Annotated in this window: 2 protein-coding genes; both read right to left on the bottom strand. The window is 72.6% G+C overall.

The window, feature by feature from the left end; genetic code table 11:
• The coding region (locus VGO20_RS23880; protein WP_327504900.1) for a condensation domain-containing protein at positions 1–354 on the bottom strand (354 nt) is incomplete at its 3' end.
• A 61-nt stretch (positions 355–415) separates the two neighbouring features.
• On the bottom strand, positions 416–1,583 hold a 1,168-nt coding region (locus VGO20_RS23875), incomplete at its 5' end, for a non-ribosomal peptide synthetase (protein WP_327504899.1).

The following is a 1,583-nucleotide window of genomic DNA, read 5'->3' as shown; positions in this document are numbered from 1 at the left end:
CTCCGCGCCGGGGCGGCCGGTCAGGTCGTGGCGGCGCAGGTCGAAGCCGATGTCGGCGGGGGCGACGCGCTGGAACGGCTCGCCCTCCACCGCGACGAAGGTCGTGCGCAGGGCCTCGTGGCGGGCGACCAGGCGGTCGAGTGCTCGCTTCAGCGCCGCCTCGTCCAGCCGGCCGCGCAGCCGCAGCCCGATCGGCATGTGGTACGCCTCGCTGCCGCCCTCGACCTGGGCCACGAACCACAGCCGCTGCTGCGCGAAGGATGGGGCGAGCAGTTCCTCCCTGTGGGCGAGGGGCGTGATCCTGGACTGCTTGCGCAGCGCCCGGAACTGTTCGGGCGTCAAGTCACGCAGCACGCTCTTATCCCGCATTGGAAAGCCCCATACCCACGTTCGCAAAAGACCGGTTCTTCAAAATTCAGGAACTCTCGAACTCGGCGAAGATGTGCTCGACGATCCCTTCGACCGTCGGCCTGTCGAACAGGACCCGGAGCGGCAGGTCGGCGCCGAGGCTGTCCTGGATGCGGGACACCACGCGGGTGGCCAGAAGCGAATGCCCGCCGAGCTGGAAGAAGTCGTCGGTGACGCCGACCTCGTCCACGCCGAGAAGCTCGGCCCAGATCCGGGCCACCTCCTCCTCGATCGGCGTCCGGGGGGCGACGCGGCTGCGCGTGCCGTAGGCGTCGTCGTCGGGGGCGGGCAGCGCCTTGCGGTCGAGCTTGCCGTTCGCCGTCAGCGGCAGCGCGTCGAGCCGCACATAGGCCGCCGGCACCATGTAGTCCGGCAGCGCCGATCCCAGATGCGCCCGCAGCACCTCCGCCCCGGGCTGCGCCCCGGCCGCCGTGGTGTAGTAGGCGGCCAGACGGTCCTCGCGCGCCACCACCACTGCCTCGCGCACGCCGGGACAGCCCGACAGCCGGGCCTCGATCTCGCCCAGCTCGATCCGGAAACCCCGCACCTTCACCTGGAAGTCGTTGCGCCCCAGGAACTCAAGGCTGCCGTCCGCCCGCCACCGCGCCAAGTCGCCCGACCGGTACAGCCGGTCGCCCTCCACGAACGGGCTCGCCACGAACCGCTCCGATGTCAGCCCCGGCCGGTTCAGGTAGCCCCGCGCCACACCCGCGCCGCCGACATGGATCTCCCCCGCGACCCCGACCGGCACCGGCTCGCCCGACCCGTCCAGCAGGTAGAGCCGCAGGTCCCCCAGCGGCCGCCCGATCGGGCTCGCCCCCGCCCGCTCCGCGTCCGCCGCCTCCATCTCCCGGAACGTCACGTGCACGGTCGTCTCGGTGATCCCGTACATGTTGACCAGGCGCGTCGCCCGGTTGCGCGCGTCGCGGTACCACGGCGCCAGCATCGCCGGCTCCAGCGCCTCGCCCCCGAACACCACCCAGCGCAGGCCGTGCGTCCCGCTCTCGTCCGCCCCACTCTCGTCCACCTGGGCGGCCACCAGGGCGCGGAACGCGCTCGGCGTCTGGTTCAGCACCGTCACGCCCTGCTCGCACAGCAGCCGGTAGAACTCCTGCGGGCTGCGCGCGGTCGGCTGCGGCACCACCACCAGGCGGCCGCCATGCAGCAGCGCGCCC

Source organism: Arenibaculum sp., assembly GCF_035998295.1.
Lineage (GTDB): Bacteria > Pseudomonadota > Alphaproteobacteria > Azospirillales > Azospirillaceae > DASYHS01.
The sequence above is the reverse complement of the archived record's forward strand: the minus strand, read 5'-3'. Positions and strand labels throughout refer to the sequence as shown.